The organism is Arthrobacter sp. CAU 1506 (genome assembly GCF_005047635.1).
Taxonomy (GTDB): domain Bacteria; phylum Actinomycetota; class Actinomycetes; order Actinomycetales; family Micrococcaceae; genus Crystallibacter.
This window is the reverse complement of the sequence record NZ_SUKC01000001.1, coordinates 418364-442746: the sequence shown is the minus strand read 5'-3', so window position 1 is coordinate 442746 and position 24383 is coordinate 418364. Positions and strand designations below refer to the sequence as shown.

23 protein-coding genes are annotated in these 24383 nt (G+C 66.0%); 18 read left to right on the top strand and 5 right to left on the bottom strand.

Translation table 11 applies throughout. The annotated features are described in order from the left end of the window. Position 1 precedes the first annotated feature (1 nt). A complete protein-coding gene (locus tag E4J89_RS01905) occupies positions 2 to 877 on the bottom strand; it encodes a xanthine dehydrogenase family protein subunit M (protein ID WP_136784384.1) in 876 nt (291 codons plus the stop codon). A 115-nt stretch (positions 878 to 992) separates the two neighbouring features. On the opposite strand from E4J89_RS01905, the gene E4J89_RS01900 reads away from it, so the two are divergent. From E4J89_RS01900 to E4J89_RS01860, 9 genes are all read left to right on the top strand, one after another. Further along, a complete protein-coding gene (locus E4J89_RS01900) occupies positions 993 to 1961 on the top strand; it encodes a LysR family transcriptional regulator (RefSeq protein WP_240691629.1) in 969 nt (322 codons plus the stop codon). Between the two features lie 56 nt (positions 1962 to 2017). After that, positions 2018 to 2983, top strand: a complete 966-nt coding sequence (locus tag E4J89_RS01895) for an ATP-binding cassette domain-containing protein (protein WP_240691628.1) — start codon at positions 2018 to 2020, stop codon at positions 2981 to 2983. 169 nt (positions 2984 to 3152) lie between these two features. Beyond that, positions 3153 to 4010 carry an ABC transporter permease gene (locus tag E4J89_RS01890; RefSeq protein ID WP_240691655.1) on the top strand — a complete coding sequence of 286 codons (858 nt, stop codon included), beginning with the start codon at positions 3153 to 3155 and terminating at the stop codon, positions 4008 to 4010. Next, on the top strand, positions 4007 to 4840 hold the full coding sequence (locus tag E4J89_RS01885) for an ABC transporter permease (RefSeq protein ID WP_136784382.1): 834 nt from the start codon (positions 4007 to 4009) through the stop codon (positions 4838 to 4840). The genes E4J89_RS01890 and E4J89_RS01885 overlap by 4 nt, the downstream gene beginning before the upstream one ends. 104 nt (positions 4841 to 4944) lie before the next feature. Further along, a complete protein-coding gene (locus tag E4J89_RS01880; protein WP_136784381.1) occupies positions 4945 to 5475 on the top strand; it encodes a hypothetical protein in 531 nt (176 codons plus the stop codon). A gap of 83 nt (positions 5476 to 5558) precedes the next feature. Further along, entirely contained in the window at positions 5559 to 6383 is an 825-nt protein-coding gene (locus tag E4J89_RS01875) for an exodeoxyribonuclease III (RefSeq protein ID WP_136784566.1), read from the top strand. A gap of 11 nt (positions 6384 to 6394) precedes the next feature. Next, positions 6395 to 7477 carry a tryptophan--tRNA ligase gene (trpS, locus tag E4J89_RS01870; RefSeq protein WP_136784380.1) on the top strand — a complete coding sequence of 361 codons (1083 nt, stop codon included), beginning with the start codon at positions 6395 to 6397 and terminating at the stop codon, positions 7475 to 7477. Positions 7478 to 7479: 2 nt separating this feature from the next. Further along, the gene (locus tag E4J89_RS01865; protein WP_136784379.1) at positions 7480 to 8079 is read left to right on the top strand and encodes a 2'-5' RNA ligase family protein; all 600 of its coding nucleotides are present in this window, start codon (positions 7480 to 7482) and stop codon (positions 8077 to 8079) included. A 103-nt stretch (positions 8080 to 8182) separates the two neighbouring features. Further along, positions 8183 to 9178 (top strand): YihY/virulence factor BrkB family protein, encoded by a 996-nt coding sequence (locus tag E4J89_RS01860; RefSeq protein WP_169303894.1) that lies wholly within the window; start codon positions 8183 to 8185, stop codon positions 9176 to 9178. 277 nt (positions 9179 to 9455) lie between these two features. On the opposite strand, the gene E4J89_RS01855 is transcribed toward E4J89_RS01860, so the two are convergent. The 4 genes from E4J89_RS01855 to sdhC all read right to left on the bottom strand — a co-directional run bounded on the left by E4J89_RS01855 (position 9456) and on the right by sdhC (position 12987). After that, the gene (locus E4J89_RS01855; protein WP_136784377.1) at positions 9456 to 10244 is read right to left on the bottom strand and encodes a succinate dehydrogenase iron-sulfur subunit; all 789 of its coding nucleotides are present in this window, start codon (positions 10242 to 10244) and stop codon (positions 9456 to 9458) included. Beyond that, on the bottom strand, positions 10244 to 12031 hold the full coding sequence (gene sdhA / locus E4J89_RS01850) for a succinate dehydrogenase flavoprotein subunit (RefSeq protein ID WP_136784376.1): 1788 nt from the start codon (positions 12029 to 12031) through the stop codon (positions 10244 to 10246). Before sdhA ends, E4J89_RS01855 begins: the two co-directional genes overlap by 1 nt. 86 nt (positions 12032 to 12117) lie before the next feature. Continuing rightward, positions 12118 to 12588, bottom strand: coding sequence for a succinate dehydrogenase hydrophobic membrane anchor subunit (locus E4J89_RS01845; protein WP_136784375.1), 471 nt, complete (start codon positions 12586 to 12588; stop codon positions 12118 to 12120). A 3-nt stretch (positions 12589 to 12591) separates the two neighbouring features. Further along, complete coding sequence (sdhC, locus tag E4J89_RS01840; RefSeq protein ID WP_136784374.1) at positions 12592 to 12987, bottom strand: succinate dehydrogenase, cytochrome b556 subunit; 396 nt, start codon at positions 12985 to 12987, stop codon at positions 12592 to 12594. A gap of 328 nt (positions 12988 to 13315) precedes the next feature. Between sdhC and E4J89_RS01835 the strand changes: the two genes are divergently transcribed. The 9 genes from E4J89_RS01835 (at position 13316) to E4J89_RS01795 (ending at position 24288) form a co-directional block, all read left to right on the top strand. Continuing rightward, a complete protein-coding gene (locus tag E4J89_RS01835) occupies positions 13316 to 14458 on the top strand; it encodes a mannose-1-phosphate guanylyltransferase (RefSeq protein WP_136784373.1) in 1143 nt (380 codons plus the stop codon). A 108-nt stretch (positions 14459 to 14566) separates the two neighbouring features. Beyond that, entirely contained in the window at positions 14567 to 15796 is a 1230-nt protein-coding gene (locus E4J89_RS01830; protein WP_136784372.1) for an amidohydrolase, read from the top strand. A 190-nt stretch (positions 15797 to 15986) separates the two neighbouring features. After that, a complete protein-coding gene (locus tag E4J89_RS01825; protein WP_169303893.1) occupies positions 15987 to 17102 on the top strand; it encodes a BMP family ABC transporter substrate-binding protein in 1116 nt (371 codons plus the stop codon). A 171-nt stretch (positions 17103 to 17273) separates the two neighbouring features. After that, positions 17274 to 18839 carry an ABC transporter ATP-binding protein gene (locus E4J89_RS01820; protein ID WP_136784564.1) on the top strand — a complete coding sequence of 522 codons (1566 nt, stop codon included), beginning with the start codon at positions 17274 to 17276 and terminating at the stop codon, positions 18837 to 18839. Beyond that, positions 18836 to 20197, top strand: coding sequence for an ABC transporter permease (locus E4J89_RS01815; RefSeq protein ID WP_136784371.1), 1362 nt, complete (start codon positions 18836 to 18838; stop codon positions 20195 to 20197). Before E4J89_RS01820 ends, E4J89_RS01815 begins: the two co-directional genes overlap by 4 nt. Then, complete coding sequence (locus E4J89_RS01810; protein ID WP_136784370.1) at positions 20194 to 21483, top strand: ABC transporter permease; 1290 nt, start codon at positions 20194 to 20196, stop codon at positions 21481 to 21483. The genes E4J89_RS01815 and E4J89_RS01810 overlap by 4 nt, the downstream gene beginning before the upstream one ends. Positions 21484 to 21486: 3 nt before the next feature. Beyond that, positions 21487 to 21891 (top strand): cytidine deaminase, encoded by a 405-nt coding sequence (locus E4J89_RS01805; RefSeq protein WP_136784369.1) that lies wholly within the window; start codon positions 21487 to 21489, stop codon positions 21889 to 21891. A gap of 32 nt (positions 21892 to 21923) precedes the next feature. After that, a complete protein-coding gene (locus E4J89_RS01800) occupies positions 21924 to 23210 on the top strand; it encodes a thymidine phosphorylase (protein WP_136784368.1) in 1287 nt (428 codons plus the stop codon). A 235-nt stretch (positions 23211 to 23445) separates the two neighbouring features. After that, positions 23446 to 24288 (top strand): DedA family protein, encoded by an 843-nt coding sequence (locus E4J89_RS01795; RefSeq protein ID WP_136784367.1) that lies wholly within the window; start codon positions 23446 to 23448, stop codon positions 24286 to 24288. Positions 24289 to 24383: the final 95 nt, after the last annotated feature.

Below are 24383 nucleotides of genomic sequence, written 5' to 3'. Positions count from 1 at the left end.
TTCAGCCTTCCTGTTCTGCGGCGCGGGCGCAGGCACTGCGTAGCACCCGGCGGGTCAGTTCGTCGGCCAGATGCCGCTTGTAGTCGATTCCGCCGCGCTGGTCGGAGACCGGTTCGCAGGCGGCGGCGGCCATCCGGCCCGCCTCGGTGAATAGGTCTTCGTCTGGCCGCCGGCCGTGCAGCAGGTCGCCGATGCCGGAAACGGTGCCGTCCAGACCCACTGCGGTGAGCCCCACCGAGGCGTCGTCGATGGTGCCGTCGGCTGCCAGCACGACCGCCGCCCCGGCCGCAGCGACCGCCCAGTCGCCCACCCGGCGCTCGACCTTTTCGTAGGCGCTGCCGGACCTGTCACGGATGGGAAAGCGGAGCTCAACCAAGAGTTCGTTCTGTCCGACGGCGGTCTCGTACGGGCCGCGGTGGAACTCATCCATCGATACCGTGCGCTCGCCGGCGGGCCCCCGGATCACGGCCTCGGCCTGCAGCACATCGCAGACGGTGGACAGATCCTCGGCCGGGTCTGCCTGGCAGAGCGAGCCGCCGATGGTGCCCCGGTTGCGCACCACCGGATCGGCAATCACCTGTTCGGCATCGGTCACGATCGGGAACAAGCGCGCCACGTCGGACGACTCGAAGAGCGCGGTGTGGCGGGTCAGGGCGCCGACCCTGAACACGTTCCCTTCGCGCACCAAGAAGTCGAGTTCGGCCAGGCCGTTGATGTCGATCAGCCACTCCGGCCGGGCCAGCCGCAGTTTCATCATGGGCAGCAGGCTATGCCCGCCGGCCACCAGCCGGGCGTCCGGCCCATGGCGTTCCAACAGGGCAAGCGCGTTGTCCACGTCAGTGGCCCGCGCGTAATCGAATGGAGCAGGAATCTGCATGGTCTACCCCTCAAAGACACGTCGCCCTCACCGTTGAGGGCCCCCCATGGGGCACATGTTGCTCCCCGGCCCGAGGGGTGTCAAGATCCTCATAAGCGAAAGGTTATGACCTGCGATGGCGATGACTTTGAACCAGCTGAAGGCCTTTGCCCTGGTGGCACGGCTGGGTTCGCTGCGGGCCGCAGCCCAGGAGCTGGAGGTTAGCGAGCCGGCGGTTTCGGCCTCGTTGGCTGCGCTCCGCCAGGATCTGGGCGATCCGCTGTTCGTCCGGTCAGGCGGCGGCATTGCCCTGACGCCCGGCGGACGTGCGCTCGCGGCGCATGCCCAGGAGATCGTCGGGCTGGCCGACCACGCGCGCCGGGAGGTAGCCCACGCCGAGGCCGCAGCCGGCAGCCTGAGGGTGCTGGCCACCGCTGACTTTGCCGAGCACGCCGCCGGCCGGCTGGTGGACTACTACACCAAGCGGGTGCCCGGCGCGACGGTGGACGTGGTGGTGGAGCCAGCGGCGGACATGGCCGCCTTGTTGGCCAACCACGCCTACGACATAGCACTGGGAGCCCGACCGCAGCCGCCGCGGCATCCTGCCCTGGAGGTGGTCCCGTTCCTGCGCTACCAGCGGGTGCTGGTGGCATCGCCCGGCCACCCGCTGGCCCGGATGGAGGGAACGCTCCCGGCCGGGCAATTGCTGGGCCACCGCTGGTTCACCGGACCGGCCGGCCTGGACGGGCTCGATCTGCAGGGCTGGCTGGGAGCGCTGCCGGCCCCGGCGGAAACCATCGAGATGTCCAGCGAAACCAGCGCCTTGGCCGCCGTCCGGTCCGGTGAAGGCATCATGTTGGCCCTTGAGCACATCGTCCGTCCGGAGATAGCCGGCGGGGCACTGGTGCGGCTGCCCGCCGCCGGCACGCCGCTGTCCGGACTGTGGTGGGCCAGCACCCTGGACCACGGCCGTGCTTCCGCCGCCGCCCGGACCCTGCAGCGTATTGCCGGAACGGCAGAGGCCACCGCAGCCATGGTGGCGCCGGGAGGGCCCAGGGGACTGGCCCGGCGTGGCTCCAAAGTACACGTGGCCCTGTGGAGCTGAGCAGGAGATGACCCGATTGGCTTTCCTCAACCAGTGATGTGATCTAGGCTATAGCAGTGCCTCAAACATCTCTTTCACACCGGCTGCCCCAGCAGGCTCCCGCCGCCGTCATCACCGCCCGGGATGTGGTGAAGACCTACGGCGATTTCAACGCCGTCGATGGAATCTCGTTCGACGTCCAGCCGGGGGAGTCCTTCGGGCTGCTTGGGCCGAACGGTGCGGGCAAGTCCACCACCATGCGGATGATCGGCGGCGTCTCGCAGCGGACCGCCGGCGAGCTGAGCATCATGGGCCTGGACCCCGACCAACACGGACCGGAAGTGCGCGCGCATCTGGGGGTGGTGCCGCAGCAGGACAACCTGGATGAGGAACTGAAGGTCCGCGACAACCTGATCGTCTACGGCCGCTACTTCGGGCTGCCGTATTCCTACTTGCGGCCCAAGGCCGACGAGCTGCTGGAATTTGCGCAGCTGACGGACAAGGCCAAAGCGAAGGTCGATGCCCTCTCCGGCGGCATGAAGCGGCGCCTGACCATTGCCCGGTCGCTGATGAACGATCCGAAGGTTCTGCTGCTGGACGAGCCCACCACCGGCCTCGATCCGCAGGCGCGCCACATCCTCTGGGACCGGCTCTTCCGGCTCAAGGAAGCGGGCGTCACCCTGATCCTGACCACCCACTACATGGATGAGGCGGAGCAGCTGTGCGACCGGCTGATCGTGGTGGACAAGGGCAAGATCATGGCGGAAGGTTCACCTGCGGCCCTGATCCGCGAGCATTCCACCCGCGAGGTCCTCGAGCTTCGGTTCGGTTCCGAACGGAACACCACCGTGGCCCCGGAGCTGGGAGGCATCGGGGAGCGGCTCGAAACGCTGCCCGACCGCGTCCTTATTTATGCAGACGACGGCGAGGCGGCGCTTGAGCAGGTGTCGAACCGCGGGCTTCGCCCGATCACCTCGCTGGTGCGGCGCTCCAGCCTGGAGGACGTTTTCCTCCGGCTGACCGGCAGGAGCCTCATTGACTGAGCAACAGCCCTCACAGGTGCCCGGCGGGCAAGAAGCGGAAGCCGCCTCGCACGCCTCGGCTGAGCCCGCTGCCGGACCGGCCCAGGCACCCGAACCCGACGCCGCTGCGGCCGCCGGCTCGGTTGACGCCCGCGTCCCGGCGCAGCTGACCCTGCGCGAGGTCGACGCCCTGACCCGACCGGTGACCGGTCTGCGCTCGCCGCTGACGCCGCTGCAGTCGGCCGAACGAGCCCGCAACTTCGGCTCGTTCTACTACATGGAGCACTGGCTGCGGCAGCTGCGCGGCTACGGCTGGACGGTGCTGATGACGGCCGTCGGCACCCCGCTGGTCTACCTGTTCGCGATGGGTGTGGGCCTGGCGACGCTGGTGGACGCCAACACCGACGTGTCGCTGGACGCCGGCAACGGCCAGGCGGTGCCGTACCTGGTCTTCGTGGCCCCGGCGCTGCTGGCAACCGCCGCCATCATGGTGGCCAGCGAAGAGAACACCTACTCGGTCATGTCCGGCTTTAAATGGCGGAAGACCTACTACGGCCCGAACGCCTCCCCGCTGCAGAGCCAGCAGCTGGTCAACGGGCACTCCATGGGTGTGCTGGCCCGGCTGCTGCTCACCACCGGACTCTATTTCCTTTGCCTGGTGCTGTTCGGTGCAGTGGTTGAACCGACCGGCTGGGTGATGATCTTCACCGCCGCGCTGGCCGGGATGTCCTTCGGTTTGCCGCTGATGGCCTACTCGGCCGGCATCGAAGAGGACCGCGGCCAGTTCGCGCTGGTGCAGCGGTTCATCGTGATGCCGCTGTTCCTCTTCTCCGGTACCTTTTTCCCCTTGGACGCCATGCCGCTGCTGGTCCGCTGGATCGGCTGGGTTTCGCCGCTGTGGCATTCCACCGAGCTGGGCCGGGTGCTCAGCTACGGCTACGCGGAACCGCTCTGGCTGACCGCCCTGCACGTGGCCTATCTGGCTGTCCTCTGCGTGGTGGGGTGGATCTTCGCCCGCCGCGTCTACATCAGGAGGCTGGGCAAATGAGCCAGCACATTGCTTCGCAACCGCTGCGGCTGGAACCGTCCCGGCGTCCGCTCGGTTCGCTCTACGCCGGCAACGTCCGCGCCGTCTTTTCCCGCGGCGTGAAGGCCACCTGGGGCACCAACTGGGCGATCATGATCAGCGGTTTCGTGGAACCGGTCCTCTACCTGGTGGCGATGGGGATTGGCCTGGGCTCGCTGATCGGCACCGTCACCGGTCCCGGCGGGGCAGAAATCGGCTACGCGAACTACATCGCCCCGGCGTTGCTGGCAGTCTCCGCCATGAACGGTGCGGTGTACGACTCCACCTGGAATGTCTTTTTCAAGCTGAATTTCGCCAAGCTCTATGAAGGCATGCTGTACACGTCGCTGGGGCCGCTGGACGTGGCGCTCGGCGAAATCCTGCTGGCGCTGTTGCGCGGTGCGCTCTACGCCACGGGTTTCACCGCGGTGATGGGCGCGATGGGCTTGATCACGTCCCCCTGGGCATTGTTGATGATCCCCGCCGCCGTGGTGGTGGCTTTCGGCTTCGCGTCCTTCGGCATGGCGATCACCAGCTATATGAAGACCTTCCAGCAAATGGACTGGATCAACTTCATCATGCTGCCGATGTTCCTGTTCTCCGCGACGTTCTATCCGCTCACCGTCTACCCCGAGCCGATCCAGTGGCTGATCCAGGCCTTGCCGCTCTGGCACGGAGTGGAAATGCTGCGGCAGCTGAGTGCAGGCGTCTTCACCGGCGCCATCTGGATCCACCTGCTGTACTTCCTGGTCATGATTGTGCTCGGGCTGATCCTGACCACAGGCCGGCTCCGCAAGCTCTTCCTGAACTGAGGTGGAAGCGGGCGAAGGTATCCGATCGACACGCGGCAGGGCCGTGCGTCACGCTGTGGGCGGAGTCGGCGCACGCGGCCGCGCGGATTTGAGAGAATAGGCCCATGCGATCTCTTGGCCCCGAGTCTTCCTCTGTTTCGTCCGCCGCCCGGCAGATGCCGCTCAAAGCCGGCAACATCAGCCTGGCCGTCCTGGTGCTGGTCTTCCTGGTGGCAGTGGTCTTCGCCGCCAATGAAAACGACGTCATCGGCTGGATCGTCGTCGCGGTCTCCTTGGCCTGGCTGATCCTGGCCGCAGTTGTCGTCTTCAGCGTCCGCGGCGCCACCCGCAAGGCCAAGGAGAAGCTGGCCAGCGTTCAGGCCGACTACGCCGGCCGGGTGAACCCTGCTCCCGGCGGGGGCACCGCCGTCATCGATGAACAGGTGTCGCGGGCCAACGCTGTGCGGGACGAAAAGCTGGACCACAGCTTCAAGATCATCCAGGTCCAGGCCAAGGTGATCCGCGACTACCGTGGCAAAGATGAAGGCATGGTGGACCGCGCACTCGAAACGGTGGAAATCACCGCCCACAATGGCCGCGGCATGATCCACAAGGAAGAGGACGGCGGAACCGTCACCGGCACGGTTGTCAGCTGAACTGAAGGGTTGGGTAAGGTAGTCGGGTGACTTTGGCAACCGTTTCCTCCGCACCCACCACCTCCCGCGACGCAGCAGCCGGACTGATTCCGGCCGGCAAGACGCTGCGGATCGCCAGCGTCAACGTCAACGGCATCCGCGCAGCCTACAAGCGCGGCATGGCCGACTGGCTGGCCGCCCGGGACGTAGACATTCTGTGCCTGCAGGAAGTGCGCGCGCCCGACGCCGTCGTGCACGAGTTGCTGGGCAGCGATTGGCACATCCTGCACGCAGAAGCGGAGGCCAAGGGCCGGGCCGGCGTCGCCATCGCCTCCCGGGTAGCGCCGACGGCTACCCGGAGCCACATCGGCGACGAATATTTCCTGTCCTCCGGCCGCTGGGTGGAGGCCGACTTCGCCGTCGAGGGCATCGACGGCGAAAAGACGTTGACCGTGGTCAGCGCCTACGTCCATTCGGGCGAGGTGGACACCCCCAAGCAGGTGGACAAGTACCGCTTCCTGGACACCATGTGCCACCGGCTCCCGCAGTTGAAGGCCGAGCGGGACTACGCCCTGGTGGTCGGCGACCTGAACGTGGGACACACCGAACTGGACATCAAGAACTGGAAGGGCAACGTCAAGCGGGCGGGATTCCTGCCTGAGGAGCGGGCCTACTTCGACCGGTTCTTCGGCGAGGAGATCGGCTGGCGCGACGTCCACCGCTCGCTGGCCGGCGCCGTCAGCGGACCCTACACCTGGTGGTCCTGGCGCGGCCAAGCCTTCGACAACGATTCCGGCTGGCGGATCGACTACCAGGTGGCTACCCCGTCGCTGGCCGACCTGGCAACCGCGGCCGTGGTCGACCGCGCCGCCACCTACGACGCCCGCTTCTCCGACCACGCACCGCTGGTCGTTGACTACCAGTTCTAGAAAGCACCCCGATGAGCACAGGAACCACAGAACCGACCCACACCGCCCGGGCTGACAACGGCCAGACCGTGCCGCCGCAGGCTGCGCGCCCCAGACTGCTCTCCGGTATGCAGCCGTCGGCCGACTCGCTGCATCTGGGCAACTACTTGGGCGCCCTGGTCAACTGGGTCAAGCTGCAGGACGAGTATGAAACGTTCTTCTTCATCCCGGACCTCCACGCCATCACCGTGGACTACGATCCGAAGGACCTGGCCCAGCGCACCCGGGTCACCTGCGCCCAGTACATTGCCGGCGGCATCGACATCGAGCGCACCGCGCTGTTCGTCCAGTCGCATGTTCCCGAACACGCCGAGTTGGCCTGGGTGCTCAACTGCGTGACCGGTTTCGGCGAGGCGTCCCGGATGACCCAGTTCAAGGACAAGACCCAGAAGAGCGGTACCGACGCAGCCACCGTGGGCCTGTTCGCCTACCCGGTACTGATGGCGGCGGACATCCTGCTCTACCGCCCCTACGGCGTGCCGGTGGGGGAGGACCAGCGCCAGCACCTGGAACTGGCGCGAAACCTGGCCCAGCGGTTCAACCACCGGTTCGGCGAGACGTTCGTGGTGCCGGAAGCGGTCATCCCCAAGGAGGGAGCGAAGATCTACGATCTGCAGCATCCCACGGCAAAGATGTCCAAGTCGGCGGAATCGCCGGCTGGCCTGATCAACATCCTGGACAGCCCCAAGCAGGCTGCCAAGAAGATCAAGTCCGCCGTCACCGACGACGGCACCGAGATCCGCTTTGACCGTGAGGCCAAGCCGGGGATCTCCAACCTGCTCACCATCTACTCCACCCTCACCGGCAAGAGCATCGCCCAGCTGGAGGAGGAGTACCAGGGCAAGATGTACGGGCACCTGAAAGTGGATCTGGCCGACGTCGTCGTCGAGACCCTTGCACCGGTGCAGTCCCGGGCCCAGGAACTGCTGGACGACCCGGCAGAACTTGACCGGCTGCTGGCCCGCGGGGCCCAGAAAGCCCGTTCAATTGCATCGGCTACACTCGCTGATGTGTACAGCAAAGTCGGTTTCCTGCCCGCCGGAGGCGGACGCTAGCCATGAGCCAGCAGGACCAGGACAGCATCGCCCGCGTGGAGCACGACGGCGGTACTGACCCGGGTGCCCGGCCTGCAGTCGGGAGCGTCGGAGTGGTGATCGGGATCCCCGAGCCCATGGCCAGCGAACTGCGCGGCTGGCGGGCGTCCTTCGGGGACCCGCTGGCCGCGGTGATCCCGCCGCACATCACCCTGATCACCACCACCCCGGTGCACGACTGGGATGAGGCGACCGACCACGTGCGCTCGGTTGCCCGCCAGCAGGCCCCCTTCACGTTGGCCATGTGCGGAACGGGTAGTTTCCGTCCGGTCTCGCCGGTGGTCTATCTGGGCATCCGGGACGGTTTCAACGATTGCGTTGAACTGCACCGCAAGCTGCAGTCCGGGCCCCTGGAACGCGAACTCGAGTTCGACTTCCACCCGCATGTCACCGTGGCCCACGATGTCAGCGACGCCAGCATGGATTCGGCCGAGAGCAAGCTCGCCGGTTATGAGGCAGCCTTCCTCGTCAGTAGCATGGGCCTCTACGAGCACGATGCGACGGGTGTGTGGAAACTACGGGAAGAGTTGGCCTTTGGCGCCGAATCCGCAGGAGAAGGCTGACGGAAGGCCGGACCCGCTGCAACGGCAGCAAATGGTCCTCGCTGCCCTAAGGCTGCGGCGCGAAGCAGGCCGGGCCAGGCGCGAAGGCGGCAGATGGAAGGGGATGCTGGCCAGCGCCCAGTACCGGCTGGCGCAGCTCAATTCCTGGCGACTGATGCGGGTCTTCAATCTCTACGCACTGCGGCACGGGCCGCTGCTGGCCGCCGGCTGCGCCTACAACCTGTTCTTCTCGGTGGCAGCGATGCTGGTCGCAGGGTTCTCCATTCTCGGCCTGGTGGTCTCCGGCAACCGTGAACTGCAGCTGGCCATCATCCGGGTGCTGGACGAGACCACCCCAGGCCTGATCAACACCACCGGCGAAACCGGGGACGGCCTGGTCACACCCGAGCAACTGTTCTCGCTGGGCGGCGGATTCGGCGTCAGCCTCGTCATTTCCACGGCGCTGATGATCTGGACGTCACTGGGGTGGATCGCCGGACTGCGCACCGGCATGCGCGGCATCTTCGACCTGCCGCCGCTGAAGAGGAACATCGTTCTGGTCAAGCTCAAGGACACGGGAACGCTGCTGATCCTGGCCGTGGCCTTGATCGTGACCACGGCCCTCGCCGTCGTTGCTAATACCGCCCTGGGCCTGATCGTGGACTGGCTGCACTTCGAAGGCGCCGCTGCCGAACCGCTGGCGCGCATCGGCAGCATCGTGATCATGCTGCTGCTGGACATGGCGGTGGCAGTGGTCCTGTTCCGGGTGGCATCAGGGATCCGGATGCCGCGCCCCATCATGCTGCAGTGCGCGTTGATTGCCGGAGCCGGGAGCACCGTGCTCCGGTACTTCTCCTCGATCCTCTTGGGCAGTGTCGGCAACAATCCGCTGCTGGCCTCTTCCGCCGTCATCTTAGGCCTGTTCGTGTGGTTCTACCTGCTCAGCCAGCTGTACATGGTCGCCACTGCCTGGGGAGCCATCGGCAAGGCGGACGCGGTGGCCAGGCATGCGTTGGCAGGCGGCCGGGGCAGCCGCTCGCTGCGGCGGCGGGCATGGCGCCTGCGCCGCCGGAAGCCCGGGAAAGGACCCAGCCGGAACGGGGGAGCGGCGGTCGTCTGACAGCCGTCCGGACCGAGGCTTAGGTCCCCACACCAGCCCTAGGTCCCCACGCGAGCCTTCGGTTCCCACGCGGGCGTTAGGTCCCCCACGCGAGCCTTCGGTTCCCACGCGGGCGTTAGGTCCCCACGCGAGCCTTCGGTTCCCACGCGGGCGTTAGGTCCCCACGCGAGCCCTAGGTTCCCACGCGAGCCTTAAATGCCATGTGGCGCCGACTCCTGGGCGGAGTCGGCGCCACGTGGGGCTAGTCCCGGGATGACCCGTTGGACTGCTGGAGCAACTAGACGGAGCGGCTCAGGACGGCCTGCTTGACCTCGGCAATGGCCTTGGTCACCTGGATGCCGCGGGGGCACGCCTCGGTGCAGTTGAAGGTGGTGCGGCAGCGCCACACGCCTTCCTTGTCGTTGAGGATCTCCAGACGCATGTCACCGGCGTCATCGCGCGAGTCGAAGATGAAGCGGTGCGCGTTCACGATCGCGGCCGGACCGAAGTACTGGCCGTCGGTCCAGAACACCGGGCACGAGGACGTGCAGGCTGCGCAGAGGATGCACTTGGTGGTGTCGTCGAACCGCTCGCGGTCCTCCGCGGACTGCAGCCGCTCGCGGGTGGGCTCGTGGCCGTTGTTGATCAGGAAGGGCATGATCTCGCGGTAGGACTGGAAGAACGGCTCCATGTCCACGATCAGGTCCTTCTCCACCGGCAGGCCCTTGATCGGCTCCACCGTGATCGGCTTGGAGGTGTCAAGGTCCTTCAGCAGGGTCTTGCAGGCCAGGCGGTTGCGGCCGTTGATGCGCATCGCATCGGAACCGCAGACGCCATGGGCGCAGGAGCGGCGGAAGGAGACCGAGCCGTCATGCTCCCACTTGACCTTGTGCAGCGCGTCCAGAACGCGGTCCGTACCGTACATGGTGACCTTGAACTCGTCCCAGCGGGCTTCCGCGGAAACCTCGGGATCGTAGCGGCGAACCTTCAGGGTGACGTCGAAGCTGGGGATTTCGCCGCCGCCGCCGACCCCGGGAGCCAGCTCGACCTTAGACGGTCCTTCGGGAATTTCGGTCGGGGTGCTCATCAGTACTTCCTCACCATCGGTTCGTAGCGCGTGAATACCACCGGTTTGGTATCCATGCGGATGCCTGCCGTCACGTCGGTGACGGCATCGGCATCCAGGTAGCACATGGAGTGCTTCATGAAGTTTTCGTCGTCGCGGTCCGGGAAGTCCTCGCGGAAGTGTCCGCCGCGGGACTCCGTGCGGTGCAGCGCGGCCACGGTCATGACCTGGGCCATGTCCAGCAGGAAGCCGAGTTCCACGGCCTCGAGCAGGTCCAGGTTGAACCGCTTGCCCTTGTCCTGGACGCTGATGTTCTTGTAGCGCTCACGCAGCGACGCGATCACGTTCAGCGCTTCGGTCAGGGACCGCTCATCGCGGAACACCTGAACGTTGGCGTCCATGATGTCCTGCAGTTCCTTGCGGATCTGGGCGACACGCTCGGTACCGGCGGCACCGCGGACGGTCTCGAGCAGGTCCATCGTGTACTGCTCCGGGTTCTCCGGCAGTTCCACAAAGTCCGCGGTCTTGGCGTACTCGGCCGCGTTGATGCCGGAGCGCTTGCCGAACACGTTGATGTCCAGCAGGGAGTTGGTGCCCAGGCGGTTGGAGCCGTGCACGGAAACGCAGGCAACCTCGCCGGCGGCGTACAGGCCGGGAACAACGGTGTCGTTGTCCTGCAGCACTTCGCCCTTGATGTTGGTTGGAATGCCGCCCATGGCGTAGTGCGCCGTGGGGAAGACCGGCACCGGCTCGGTGTACGGCTCGACGCCCAGGTAGGTGCGGGCGAACTCGGTGATGTCCGGCAGCTTGGCGTCAATGTGCGCCGGCTCCAGGTGGGTCAGGTCGAGGAGGACGTAGTCCTTGTTCGGGCCGCAGCCGCGCCCTTCGCGGACCTCAAGGGCCATCGAGCGGGCCACAATGTCGCGCGGCGCCAGGTCCTTAATGGTGGGGGCGTAGCGCTCCATGAAACGCTCACCGTCGGCGTTGCGGAGGATTCCGCCTTCGCCGCGGGCGGCCTCGGAGAGCAGGATGCCCAGGCCGGCCAGGCCGGTCGGGTGGAACTGGACGAACTCCATGTCCTCCAGCGGCAGGCCGCGGCGGAAGGCGATGCCCATGCCGTCACCGGTGAGGGTGTGGGCGTTGGACGTGGTCTTGAAGACTTTGCCCACGCCGCCGGAGGCGAAGATCACGGACTTCGCCTGGAAGACGTGGAGTTCGCCGGAGGCGAGGTCATAGCTGACGACGCCGGCAACGCGCTTCTGCTTGTACGGCGTGCCGTCTTCGCGGACGGCGTCTTCCTCCACCATCAGCAGGTCCAGCACGTAGTACTCGTTGTAGAACTCAACGTTGTGCTTGACGCAGTTTTGGTACAGGGTCTGCAGGATCATGTGGCCGGTGCGGTCCGCGGCGTAGCAGGCGCGGCGCACGGGGGCCTTGCCATGGTCGCGGGTGTGCCCGCCGAAGCGGCGCTGGTCGATCTTGCCTTCGGGCGTCCGGTTGAACGGCAGGCCCATCTTTTCCAGGTCCAGCACGGCGTCGATGGCTTCCTTGGCCATCACTTCGGCGGCGTCCTGGTCTACCAGGTAGTCCCCGCCCTTGATGGTGTCAAAGGTGTGCCACTCCCAGTTGTCCTCTTCGACGTTGGCCAGCGCGGCGCACATGCCGCCCTGGGCAGCGCCGGTGTGGGAACGAGTGGGGTACAGCTTGGTCAGTACTGCCGTGTGCGCGCGCTGGCCGGATTCGATGGCCGCGCGCATTCCGGCGCCACCTGCACCGACAATGACGACGTCGTACTTATGGACCTGCATACTGGATGCTCTTTCTGTTGAACTGAAGATTGCCGCCGCTTCAAACCCGCGGCGAGGCAGCGGGACCGCGTTCTCCGCGGACCCGGTTACGGTGCCGGGCAGAAGGACGGCAGCAGCTCAGCGCTGGCGTTGGCCGGGCAGGGATCGAAGGTGAAGATCACCAGGGTGCCGAGCACGATGATGACGGCAGAGGCCACGTACAGCACCATCTTGAACCAGAAACGGGTGCTGTCCTTCTCCGCGTAGTCCTCAATGATGGTGCGGACACCATTGGTGCCGTGCAGCATAGCCAGCCAGAGCATGGCCAGGTCCCACACCTGCCAGAACGGGTCCGCCCACTTGCCGGCCACGAAGCCGAAGTTGATCGCATGGACGCCATCGCCCAGCATCAGGTTGACGAACAAGTGGCCGAAGACGAGCACGACCAGGATGAGGCCGGAGAGCCGCATGAACAGCCAGGCGTACATCTCAAAGTTGCCCTTGCGCCCCTTGTTGCGCATGTACTCGGGAGCAATGCGTGCGCTGCGGGGAGCCTGGATTTCAGAGTTGACCGACATGAGTTAGTGACCCCCGTTGAAGGCGAACGTGAAAGCGAGCGTGAGGTGGCGGATGAGGAACGGAATCATGACGATGACCGCCAGACCGACGACGCCCCACAGAAGCTTGGCCTGGTTCTTGGGGCCCTTCTTCCAGAAGTCGATGAGGATGATCCGCAGCCCGTTGAAGGCATGGAAGACGATGGCTGCGACGAGACCGGCTTCCAAGACGGCCATGATCGGGTTCTTGTACGTGGCCATGACGGCGTCGTAGGCACCCGGAGATACCCGGACCAACGCGGTGTCGAGTACGTGTACCAAGAGAAAGAAAAAGATTGAGACGCCCGTGATGCGGTGTCCTACCCAAGACCACATGCCTTCTCGGCCGCGGTATAAGGTCCCTGCTGGTGTCTTCGACACTGAATTACCCTCCCTGCATCGCAGAGGCGCAGCGTGGCTTCCACGCAAGAGTTGACGCCGGTGCGAGAGCGCTCTTTAGCTCAAGACTAATCTAGGCTTCGCTGAGGGCTTATTCAATTTAGGAACCAGCCAGTGTGACCTTTTTAACAGCAATCGGCAAGAGGGTGGCCCCGCCGCGGTATTCCGCGGGATTTCGGCGATATACGCAACTTAATCATGCCCTAATTGTGGTTTTTCGTTCCGTCCTGTGCGGGGCAACTGCCGTCGGCGCACGAAATCAGCCCCGGGGTGGAGGCCAGCAGCTTTTCAGGGGATTACCGTGGAGAGGGTGAAGACTCAAGATGCAGGCCGGGGCGCGGCCGATGATGCCGTGCTGGATCGTTTCTATGCCGTGATCCCGGCCGGCGGTACCGGGACCCGGTTGTGGCCGCTGTCGCGGGCGGCGGCACCTAAATTCCTGCATGACCTCACCGGGTCCGGGTCCACGCTGATCCGCGCCACGTATGCACGCCTGGAGCCGTTGTGCCACGGGCGGACGCTGGTGGTCACCGGCAAGGTCCACCGCCAGGCCGTCTGCGCGCAGTTGCCGGAACTGGAGGACGCCAACCTGGTGCTGGAGCCGGAACCGAAGGACTCCGCGGCGGCCATCGGCCTGGCCGCGGCCATCCTGCACCGCCGCGATCCGCGCATCATCATGGGATCGTTCGCCGCCGACCAGGTGATCACCCCGGTAGAAGATTTCCAGCAGGCGGTGCGGGAGGCAGTGCATACCGCGGCCGAAGGCTACATCGTCACGATCGGGATCACGCCGACCCACCCGGCCACCGGCTTCGGGTACATCCGCTCCGCCGGGGCGCTGCAAGTGCCGGGGGCTCCAAACGCGCATGCGGTAGCCGAGTTCGTGGAGAAGCCGGACGAGCAGGTGGCGCGCGGCTACCTGGCGACCGGGGAGTATTCGTGGAACGCGGGCATGTTCGTGGCCCCCGTGGACGTACTGCTCAAGCACCTGGAGACCAATGAGCCAGAGCTGTTCGCCGGGTTGACCGAGATCGCCGAGTCCTGGGACACGCCGGAGCGCGGAACGGTGATGCGGCGGGTCTGGCCCGGCCTGCCCAAGACAGCCATCGACTACGCGGTGGCCGAACCTGCGGCGGCCGCGGGGGACGTGGCGATGATCCCTGGTTCGTTCTCCTGGGACGACGTCGGCGACTTCGCCGCCATCGGGCGGCTGAACACCGCCAGCGAAACGTCCGGGCTGACGGTGCTCGGCGACGGGGCGAGGGTCTTCGCCGAGTCCGCTACCGGCGTCGTGGTCTCCGATACCAAGCGGGTGATCGCGCTGATCGGGATCGACGACGTCGTCGTGGTCGATACCCCGGACGCGCTGCTGGTCACCACCAAGGAACACGCGCAGAAGGTGAAGTCGGCCGTGGAACACCTCAAAGCCAGCGGCGATACCGACGTCCTGTAGCGGAACCGGCGGAGCGGAACCGGCGGAAGCTGGCAAAAGTTACCGGGAAACACCAGTGTCCGGCACCCCGCCTGAGTCGGCACGCGCGCAAGTCGCTAGAGTGCTTGTGTGCAGAAGATTTCAGAAACTCCGACGGCCAATCTCAATATCGGCGTCTGGGCATCGCCGCTGCTGGATGAGCTGAGGCACTTCCGGCGGGACCTGCACCAGCATCCCGAGCTGTCGCACAAGGAATTCCTCACCACCGAGAAGCTCGCGGCCCGGTTGGCGGCCGCAGGACTGGAACCGCAGCGGCTGGACGGGACCGGGCTTTTTGTGGACGTCGGCGAAGGCCCTCTGGCCATCGGACTGCGCGCGGACATTGACGCGCTGCCGATCCTGGAGGAAACCGGCCTGGCCTACGCTTCGGTCAATACCGGCATCAGCCACGCCTGCGGGCACGATATCCACACCACGGTGATGCTCGGTGTAGCGCTTGTGCTGCGCAAGCTCGACCTGGAAGGCGAGTTGCCAGCGCGCGTCCGGGTGATTTTCCAGCCGGCCGAGGAAACCATGCCGGGCGGGGCTTTGGCCGTCATTGAGCAGGGCGTCCTGGAAGGCCTGCCGCGCATCCTGGCGCTGCACTGCGACCCGCGGATCGACGTCGGACAGGTCGGTACCCGGATCGGCGCCATCACATCCGCCTCCGACACCATCCGCATCCAGCTCAATGGCCGTGGCGGACACACCTCGCGTCCGCACTTGACGGAGGACTTGGTGTTCGCGCTGGCCGAGATCGCTGTCAGTGTGCCGGCCGTGATCAACCGGCGGATCGACGTCCGCAGTGCTGTTTCGCTGGTCTGGGGACAGATCCAGGCCGGCGCGGCCCCGAACGCCATCCCGGCCGTCGGCTACATGGCCGGAACCATGCGCTGCCTCGACGGCGAAGCCTGGCAGGCCGCCGGGGAACTGGTGGACGAGGTAGTGACACAAGTAGCGGCACCGTTCGGCGTGGACGTGAAACTGGAACACATCCGCGGGGTTCCGCCGGTCATCAATACCGAGCGGGAGACGGCGCTGATCGAAGCCGCGGCCCGGAGCGAATTGGGTGAAGACGCGGTGACGCTGACCCCGCAGTCCATGGGCGGCGAGGACTTTGCCTGGATGACACAGGAAGTGCCCGGCGCCATGATGCGGCTGGGAACGCGGACCCCCGGGGGCGAAACCTTTGATCTGCACCGGGGCGACTACACCCCGGACGAGCATGCCATCGGCGTGGGCGTCCGGGTGATGGCCAAGGCAGCGACGCTGGCCGCACGGCGCCACCGGGATATCGCGGCCGGAGCTACCCAAAAGTAACAACTTTTCAACAATCCGGGCGCGCACGTCCGATGGCGTCGCCCGTTGCCCGGCGGCCCACTACTGTAGGCTCATCAACTGTGCACCTGCAGGCCAGGTGTTGTGCCACGCGGAGTACAAGGCATGCGCCGCACTTTGTGAAGCAACCATTGAACTGTGGCGTGGGCAGACATTCTTTTATGGAGGATAATTGAAGACTTCACTGCGCAAGATCAAGCGTGGCACCGGCCTCTCCGCCGCAGTGCTCGGCGCGTCCGCCCTGGTCCTGACCGGCTGCGGTGCTCCGCCGGCCCAGGAAGGCGGCAGCGGCAGCCCGGCAGCGGAAGCCACCGATTACCTGGGCTGCATCGTTTCCGACTCCGGCGGATTCGACGACCGTTCGTTCAACCAGTCCAGCTATGAAGGCCTGAAGATGGCCGAACAGGACCTGGGCATCAAGATCCGTGAAGCGGAATCCCAGGCCGAGACCGACTTCGGCCCGAACGTGGACGCCATGGTGCAGGCCGACTGCAACATGATCCTCACCGTGGGCTTCCTGCTGGGCGACGTCACCAAGGAAGCTGCGGCAGACAACCCCGAGACCAACTTCGCGATCGTCGACTACAACGACCCGGAGTTCACCGACAACGTCAAGCCGATCGTCTACGACACCGCCCAGGCTGCGTTCCTGGCCGGCTACGCCGCCGCGGCAACCAGCGAGACCGGCAAGGTGGCCACCTACGGCGGAATGAACATCCCGACCGTCACCATCTTCATGGACGGTTTCGCCGATGGCGTGGACTACTACAACAAGCAGAAGGACGCCAATGTTGAACTGCTCGGCTGGGACAAGAAGTCCCAGAACGGCACCTTCGTGGGCAACTTCGAGGACCAGGGCAAGGGCAAGACCAACACCCTGAACTTCATCAACGAAGGCGCCGACATCATCATGCCGGTGGCCGGGCCGGTTGGCCTGGGCACCCTGGATGCAGTGATCGAGGCCAACGCCGACGGCAAGGAGGCCAAGGTTGTCTGGGTTGACTCGGACGGCTACGAGACCGCGGGCAAGGCAGAGGAATTCATCCTCACCTCCGTGATGAAGCTGATGGGCAACGCCGTCGAGGACGTCATCAAGACCGACACCGAGGGCAACTTCGACAGCACCCCGTACGTCGGAACGCTGGAAAACGGCGGCGTGGCACTGGCTCCGTTCCACGATCTCGACGCTGCGGTATCCGACGACACCAAGTCGGAACTGGACACCATCAAGGAATCGATCATCTCCGGCGAGATCAAGGTCGAATCCAAGGCCAGCCCGCAGCAGTAAGCATGAAGCGAACCGCCGCTCTCCGTGCCGGACATCGGTGCCGAGGGCGGCGGTTCGTGCTGTCAGCAGCCGAATCGGTTTAGGCTAGGCACAGCTTGAAGGACCGGCACCGCCCGACGATGCCGGACGAGGACCGTCGTACCTACGGACAAAGAACAGGTGGGTTGGGGTTTGAAGCTCGAGCTCAAAGGAATCACCAAACGGTTCGGTTCCCTGGTCGCCAACGACCACATTGACCTTGTGGTCCAGCCGGGCCAGGTGCACAGCCTGCTCGGCGAAAACGGGGCCGGGAAGTCGACACTGATGAACGTCCTTTACGGGCTCTACGAGCCGACCGAAGGCCAGATTCTGGTCGACGACAAGCCGGTGACCTTCGACGGGCCCGGCGACGCCATGGCTGCCGGCATCGGCATGGTGCACCAGCACTTCATGCTGGTCCCGGTCTTTACGGTCGCGGAAAACGTGGCGCTGGGCAACGAGGCCACGAAGGCCGCCGGCATGCTGAACCTCGACGACACCCGGGCCCGGATCCGGGAGATCTCGGACCAGTACGGCTTCCAGGTGGACCCGGACGCCGTGATCGAGGACCTGCCCGTCGGCGTGCAGCAGCGCGTGGAAATCATCAAGGCTCTGGTCCGCGACGCCGAAGTCTTGATTCTGGACGAGCCGACCGCTGTGCTCACGCCCAAGGAAACCGATGAACTGCTGGGCATCATGGGCCAGCTCAAGGCCGACGGCAAAGCGATCGTCTTCATTTCGCACAAGCTGCGCGAGGTCAAAGCGGTTTCGGACATCATTACCGTGATCCGCCGCGGCAAGGTGGTCGGCGACGCCCCGCCGTCGGCTTCCACCACGGAATTGGCGGAAATGATGGTGGGCCGGGCGGTCAGCCTGACCCTGAACAAGGCAGCAGCGCAGCCGGGAGAGGAAACCTTCACGGTCTCCGACCTCACCGTGCTTTCGGCCACCGGCCAGCGCGTGGTGGACGGACTCAGCTTTGGCATTGCCCGCGGCGAGATCATGGCAGTGGCCGGCGTGCAGGGCAACGGACAGACCGAACTGACCGAGGCCATTCTGGGCTTGCAAGACCATGTGTCCGGCTCCATCCGGCTGGAAGGCCACGAGTTGGTGGGGAAAAAGGTCAAGGACATCATCGAAGCCGGGGTCGGCTTTGTGCCGGAGGACCGCAGCGTCGAAGGCCTGGTCGGTACCTTCTCCGTGGCGGAAAACCTCATCCTCAACCGTTATGACCAGCCGCCCTTCGCCCGCGGCCTGGCCATGAAACCGGCCGTGATCAACAAGAATGCCGAGCAATACATTGCCGAGTTCGACGTGCGCACGCAGTCGGCGGAAGCCGCGGCGGGCACCTTGTCGGGCGGAAACCAGCAGAAGGTGGTGATGGCGCGGGAGCTGTCGAGGCCCTTGAAGCTCTTCATCGCCTCGCAACCGACCCGTGGCGTCGATGTGGGCTCCATTGAGTTTCTGCACAAGCGGATCGTCGCCGAGCGCGACGTCGGCACCCCGGTGCTGATCGTCTCCACCGAGTTGGACGAAGTGCTGGAGCTGGCCGACAGGATCGCCGTGCTGTACCAAGGACGGCTGATGGGGATCGTGCCGGCGGGCACTTCGCGCGGCGAGCTGGGCCTGATGATGGCCGGCATGAACGCCGAGGAAGCGCAGGCACAGCAGGCACAGGTCGAAGCAGAACAGACAGACGTCGAAGGAGGCGAGGCATGAGTGCGGATGAGACCGGTCAGCAGACCGGGAACCGGCCGGAACACGGTGGCAAGCCAGCGGCCAGCGACGAGCAGCGGCTGCTAGCGGCCGCCGAACTCGGCGACGGCACCCAGGCGCCGCCGGCGGTCCCGGCCTCGGCGGAGCGGCTGCAGCCGGAACTGCGCGAGCAGCAGACCGTGATCCAGCGGATCGTCACCGGCAATGCCCTGGTATCGGTCCTCGCGGTGGTGCTGGCGCTGGTCGCCGGCGGCATCCTGATCGCACTCACCAACGAAGAAGTGGCCCGGACTTCCAGCTACTTCTTTGCCAGGCCGCAGGACATGTTGATCGCGGCCTGGACAGCTTCATCCGAGGCCTACATCGCCCTCTTCCAAGGGGCTGTCTTCAACGCCGACGGGTCCACCTTTACCCGGATGATCTACCCGCTGACCCAGACGCTGACGGTGGCGGCGCCGCTGATCTGCGCCGGTCTGGGCGTTGCGCTGGCTTTCCGTGCCGGGCTGTTCAACATCGGCGCCCAGGGCCAGATCATCATCGGCGCCACCCTGGCCGCCTGGGTGGGTTTCAGCTGGCACCTGCCGGTGGGGCTGCACCTGCTGCTGGTCATCCTGGCCGGCATCGTGGGCGGCGCACTCTGGGGCGGCCTGGTTGGCTTGTTGAAGGCCAAAACCGGCGCCCATGAGGTGATCGTCTCGATCATGCTCAACTATGTGGCCATCAACTTGGTGCTGTACCTGCTGACCATTCCGGCCTTCCAGCGCCCGGGATCCACCAACCCGATCAGTCCCCAGCTGGACGAGACGGCCATGTACCCGCCGCTCTTTGGCGACGCCTTCCGTCTGCATTGGGGCTTCATCGTTGCCATCCTGGCCACAGCCTTTGCCTGGTGGCTGCTCAACCGTTCGACGATCGGCTTCGAGTTGCGCGCCGTGGGCTCCAACCCGCATGCCGCCCGGACCGCGGGCATCAGCGTCACCAAGGGCTACGTCGTGGTCATGGTGATCGCCGGTGCGCTGGCCGGCCTGGCCGGCACCGCCCAGGTGGCCGGCACCGAACAGGTGTTGACCGCCGGTGTAGCGGCCAGCTTCGGCTTTGATGCCATCACCGTCGCGCTGCTGGGGCGCTCGACGCCGTGGGGAACGTTCGCGGCTGGTGTGCTGTTCGGCGCATTCCGCGCCGGTGGCGTCACCATGCAGACCAACACCGGCACCGCGATCGACATTGTGCTGGTGGTCCAGTCCCTGATTGTCCTGTTCATCGCCGCTCCGCCACTGGTCCGGGCAATTTTCCGACTGCCTGAGCCGGGCCGGTTGACGGCGAAACCCCGCAAGACCGCAAGCACCGGAGGTGCAGCATGAGCACGGCTACTGCCACCGAACCGCAACAGGGCTCGGCCCCCACGGACGTCGTGCGCAACTGGAAGACCCCGGTCATCCTCGCCGTGCTCTCCGTCCTGTCCCTCCTGGTCTTCGCCATCGGTGCCCCGGACAACTCCGTCACCTTCCGGCTGTCGGCTACCAACGACGCCCTAGTGCTGCCCGATATCGTGCTGTCGGCAGTCGTCACAGGCTGGGTCACCGCTATCCTGATGCTCGCCGCCGCCGTCTGGTCGTTCCAGCTGGTCCGGTCCGGCCGTAAGGTCCCCGGCTGGCTGGTGACTGTTTTTGCCGTCCTCTTCATTGTCGCTTTCCTGACCTGGGTGGTGGGCAGCGCCCGCACGCCGAACGTGGCCCTCTACGGGCTGCTGGCCGGTTCCTTCACCTTGGCCGTTCCGCTGATCTTCGGATCCCTCTCCGGCGTGCTGTGCGAACGGTCCGGCGTGGTCAACATCGCCATCGAAGGGCAGTTGCTCTTCGGCGCGTTCTCGGCTGCGGTTGCCGGATCGCTCTCCGGCAACGCCTTCGTTGGCCTGGCCGCCGCGGCCATCGGCGGCGTCTTGGTGTCGGCGGTGCTGGCGGTGTTCAGCATCAAGTACATCGTCAACCAGGTGATTGTCGGCGTGGTGCTCAACGTGCTGGTCTCCGGCCTGACCGGATTTCTGTTCTCCACCGTCCTCTCCTCGGATCCGGCCAAGTGGAACTCGCCGCCGCGCCTGCCGATCATCAGCATCCCGGTGCTGTCCGACATCCCGGTGCTCGGCCCCATCCTGTTTGAGCAGTCGGTGGTCGGCTACTTGATGTACATCGCGCTGGCGGTCATCTACGTGGGCCTGTTCCACACCAAATGGGGCCTGCGGACCCGTGCGGTCGGCGAGCACCCCAAGGCCGCCGACACACTGGGCGTGAAAGTCAACCGGATGCGGTTCATGAACGTGTTGCTGGCCGGCGTCGTCGCCGGGTTCGGTGGCGCCTTCTTTACCCTGGTCCTCGTCTCCAGCTTCGGCCGGGATATGACGGCCGGGCAGGGCTACATCGCGCTGGCGGCGCTGATTTTCGGCCGCTGGAACCCGCTCGGGGCCTTCTTCGCCGCCCTGCTGTTCGGTTTTGCCACCAACCTGCAGTACGTGCTCAGTGCCCTCGGCTCCACGGTGCCGAACCAGTTCCTGGCCATGCTGCCCTACGTGGTGACCATCTTCGCGGTCGCCGGTCTGGTGGGCCGCGCCCGACCGCCGGCCGCCAGCGGCGTGCCGTACATCAAGGGGTAAAGGATGGAACCGACGACGGGCCGACCGGTTGACTGGGACGCACTCCAACGAGCCGCAGCGGACGCCATGCAGCGGGCCTATGTGCCGTACTCGGGGTTCCCGGTCGGCGCGGCGGCACTGACCGACGACGGGCGGGTGGTCTCCGGCTGCAACGTGGAAAACGCGTCCTACGGGCTGACCCTGTGCGCCGAGTGTTCGCTGGTCAGCCAGTTGAACATGACCGGCGGCGGAAAACTGGCTGCCTTCAGCTGCGTGGACCGGGACGGCAGCGCGCTGATGCCGTGCGGCCGCTGCCGGCAGTTGCTGTACGAATTCCGGGCGCCCGGCATGCTGCTGATGACGCCGGCCGGCGTCAAGACCATGGACGAGGTGCTGCCGGATGCCTTCGGTCCGCAGCATCTGGCTTGATAACCCGGCACAGATCAAGTGAGGAAGAGGGCATGAACGAAACTTTTGACGCGGTGGACATCATCCGGACCAAGCGCGACAAGGGAACGCTGAGCCCGGAGCAGATCGCCTGGACCATCGATGCCTATACCCGCGGGGTCATCGCAGACGAGCAAATGTCCGCGCTGAACATGGCCATCCTGCTCAACGGCATGGACCGGGAAGAGATCTCGCATTGGACGACGGCGATGATCGCCTCCGGCGAGCGGATGGACTTTGCATCGCTCGGCAAGGCGACGGCGGATAAGCACTCGACCGGTGGAGTGGGGGACAAGATCACCCTCCCGCTGGCCCCTCTGGTGGCCGTTTTCGGTGTGGCCGTGCCGCAGCTGTCCGGACGCGGACTGGGCCACACCGGCGGCACCCTGGACAAGCTTGAATCGATCCCGGGCTGGCGGGCGCTGCTGACCAATGACGAGATGATGAACCAGTTGGCCGACGTCGGCGCGGTGATCTGCGCGGCCGGCTCCGGCTTGGCCCCGGCGGACAAGAAGCTGTACGCGCTGCGGGACGTGACCGGAACGGTGGAAGCGATCCCGCTGATTGCCTCTTCGATCATGAGCAAGAAGATCGCGGAAGGCACCGGCTCGCTGGTACTGGACGTGAAGGTCGGCAGCGGTGCCTTCATGAAGGATGAGCGCAACGCCCGCGAACTGGCCGAAACCATGGTGGCCCTGGGCAAGGACGCCGGCGTGAACACCGTGGCCCTGCTCACGGACATGAGCACCCCGCTGGGGCTCACCGCGGGCAACGCCATCGAAGTCGAGGAATCGGTGGAGGTGCTGGCCGGCGGCGGCCCCGAGGACGTGGTGGAGCTGACCGTCAAGCTGGCCGAGGAGATGCTGCAGGCGGCCGGCGTGGCCGACGCCGACCCGGCGTCAGCGCTGCGCGACGGCCGGGCGATGGATGTCTGGAAGTCCATGATCCGCGCCCAGGGCGGTGACCCCGACGCGCCCTTGCCCGTGGCCAAGGAATCCGAGGTGGTCTACGCGCCGGCTGACGGTGTGCTGGTCCAACTGGACGCCCTGTCGGTGGGCGTGGCGGCCTGGCGGCTGGGTGCAGGACGCGCCCGCAAGGAGGATGCCGTGCAGGCCGGTGCCGGCGTTCGGCTGCATGCCAAGCCCGGGGCAACTGTCCGCGCTGGCGAACCGCTCATGACGTTGCTGACCGATACCCCGGAGAAGTTCGACCGCGCCAAGGACGCGCTGCGCGACGCCGTCGTTATTGCTCCCGAGGGAAGCCGGCCTGCCCGCCGGTTGATCATTGACCGGATCGCCTAGCCCCAGCCGAAAACATCTGGGGATAGCCGTTTATAGATTCGCTGGATAAACCTCTTCCCGGCCTTACCACACCCCGCTACGATGATGTGTGCGGCCGGAGCCAGGGGGAGGGCTCCGGCGCACTGCAGGGTCTGCGGCATCGATCGTTGGGGGCCCGGTCAGGGATTTACCCGATAGCGGCACCAAATGCGGCATGGCATCGTTGGACTAGACATCCAGCGGACAGGAACACCTCGTGCAGACTTTTATGGACGCGCTCAGCGTCTTCATCATCGACGCGGCAGCACAATGGTGGATCTACCCACTGCTCTTGGCGCTCTGCCTGATCGACGGCATCTTTCCACCGGTACCCAGCGAATCGGTCGTCGTCGCGCTGGCCGCGATCGCCATCTCGGCCGGAGCGCCCAACATCTGGCTGATCGTTGCCGTGGCGGCGGCGGGCGCCATCGCCGGCGACAACATCGCTTATCTGATCGGCCGCAGCATCGGAGCGGACCGCTTCCGCTGGATGCAGCGCCCACGCGTAGCCGCCGCCTTCGCCTGGGCCCGCCGGGAACTGGACCGGCGCGGCGCCCTGCTGATCTTGGGCGCCCGCTACATCCCCGTGGGCCGGGTAGCAGTCAACATGACGGCCGGGGCCACCGGATACCACCACCGCAAGTTCGTCCTTTTCTCGGTGGCGGCCGGCATCTCGTGGGCCTTGTACTCGGTGGGCATCGGCGCGCTGGCGGGCCAGTGGTTCCATGACCACACGCTGCTGGCCGCGGGCCTGGCCATCGTGCTGGCACTGTCGCTGGGCCTGGTGCTGGACCATGCAATGAAGCTGGTCGGCCGCCGCCACGCCGCACGGCTGCGTGCGGCAGCACAGGCCGCGCACAGCCCGGCCGGGCCGGCCGGAGCAGGGCAGCAGGCCGCCGACGACGACGGCGCGTCGTCGGCCGCCGGGGCCCCAGCCCAGGCGTGGCGGCATCCCGGCGACCAACCGCCGGAATCCGGTTCGCGCACGGTGCGCTTTGAGCCGTACGTCCATGCCAGCGTGCCGTCGCGCAACCGTTCCACGGCCGCTCTGGACGATTGAACCGGCCCGCAGCAGGCGTGCCGGTTCAGGCAGGCCACGTGCTCGCGTAAGGTGGTGCGTGTGACTGAGCCTGATTACTCCGAAGACACCGCAGC

What these genes read in the sequence shown, in the direction of transcription:
- E4J89_RS01905 (WP_136784384.1), bottom strand. Translation starts at nt 877, where the DNA reads ATGCAGATTCCTGCTCCATTCGATTACGCGCGGGCCACTGACGTGGAC.
- E4J89_RS01900 (WP_240691629.1), top strand. Translation starts at nt 993, where the DNA reads ATGGCGATGACTTTGAACCAGCTGAAGGCCTTTGCCCTGGTGGCACGG.
- E4J89_RS01885 (WP_136784382.1), top strand. Translation starts at nt 4,007, where the DNA reads ATGAGCCAGCACATTGCTTCGCAACCGCTGCGGCTGGAACCGTCCCGG.
- E4J89_RS01880 (WP_136784381.1), top strand. Translation starts at nt 4,945, where the DNA reads ATGCGATCTCTTGGCCCCGAGTCTTCCTCTGTTTCGTCCGCCGCCCGG.
- trpS (WP_136784380.1), top strand. Translation starts at nt 6,395, where the DNA reads ATGAGCACAGGAACCACAGAACCGACCCACACCGCCCGGGCTGACAAC.
- E4J89_RS01865 (WP_136784379.1), top strand. Translation starts at nt 7,480, where the DNA reads ATGAGCCAGCAGGACCAGGACAGCATCGCCCGCGTGGAGCACGACGGC.
- E4J89_RS01860 (WP_169303894.1), top strand. Translation starts at nt 8,183, where the DNA reads ATGCTGGCCAGCGCCCAGTACCGGCTGGCGCAGCTCAATTCCTGGCGA.
- E4J89_RS01855 (WP_136784377.1), bottom strand. Translation starts at nt 10,244, where the DNA reads ATGAGCACCCCGACCGAAATTCCCGAAGGACCGTCTAAGGTCGAGCTG.
- sdhA (WP_136784376.1), bottom strand. Translation starts at nt 12,031, where the DNA reads ATGCAGGTCCATAAGTACGACGTCGTCATTGTCGGTGCAGGTGGCGCC.
- E4J89_RS01845 (WP_136784375.1), bottom strand. Translation starts at nt 12,588, where the DNA reads ATGTCGGTCAACTCTGAAATCCAGGCTCCCCGCAGCGCACGCATTGCT.
- E4J89_RS01815 (WP_136784371.1), top strand. Translation starts at nt 18,836, where the DNA reads ATGAGTGCGGATGAGACCGGTCAGCAGACCGGGAACCGGCCGGAACAC.
- E4J89_RS01810 (WP_136784370.1), top strand. Translation starts at nt 20,194, where the DNA reads ATGAGCACGGCTACTGCCACCGAACCGCAACAGGGCTCGGCCCCCACG.
- E4J89_RS01805 (WP_136784369.1), top strand. Translation starts at nt 21,487, where the DNA reads ATGGAACCGACGACGGGCCGACCGGTTGACTGGGACGCACTCCAACGA.
- E4J89_RS01800 (WP_136784368.1), top strand. Translation starts at nt 21,924, where the DNA reads ATGAACGAAACTTTTGACGCGGTGGACATCATCCGGACCAAGCGCGAC.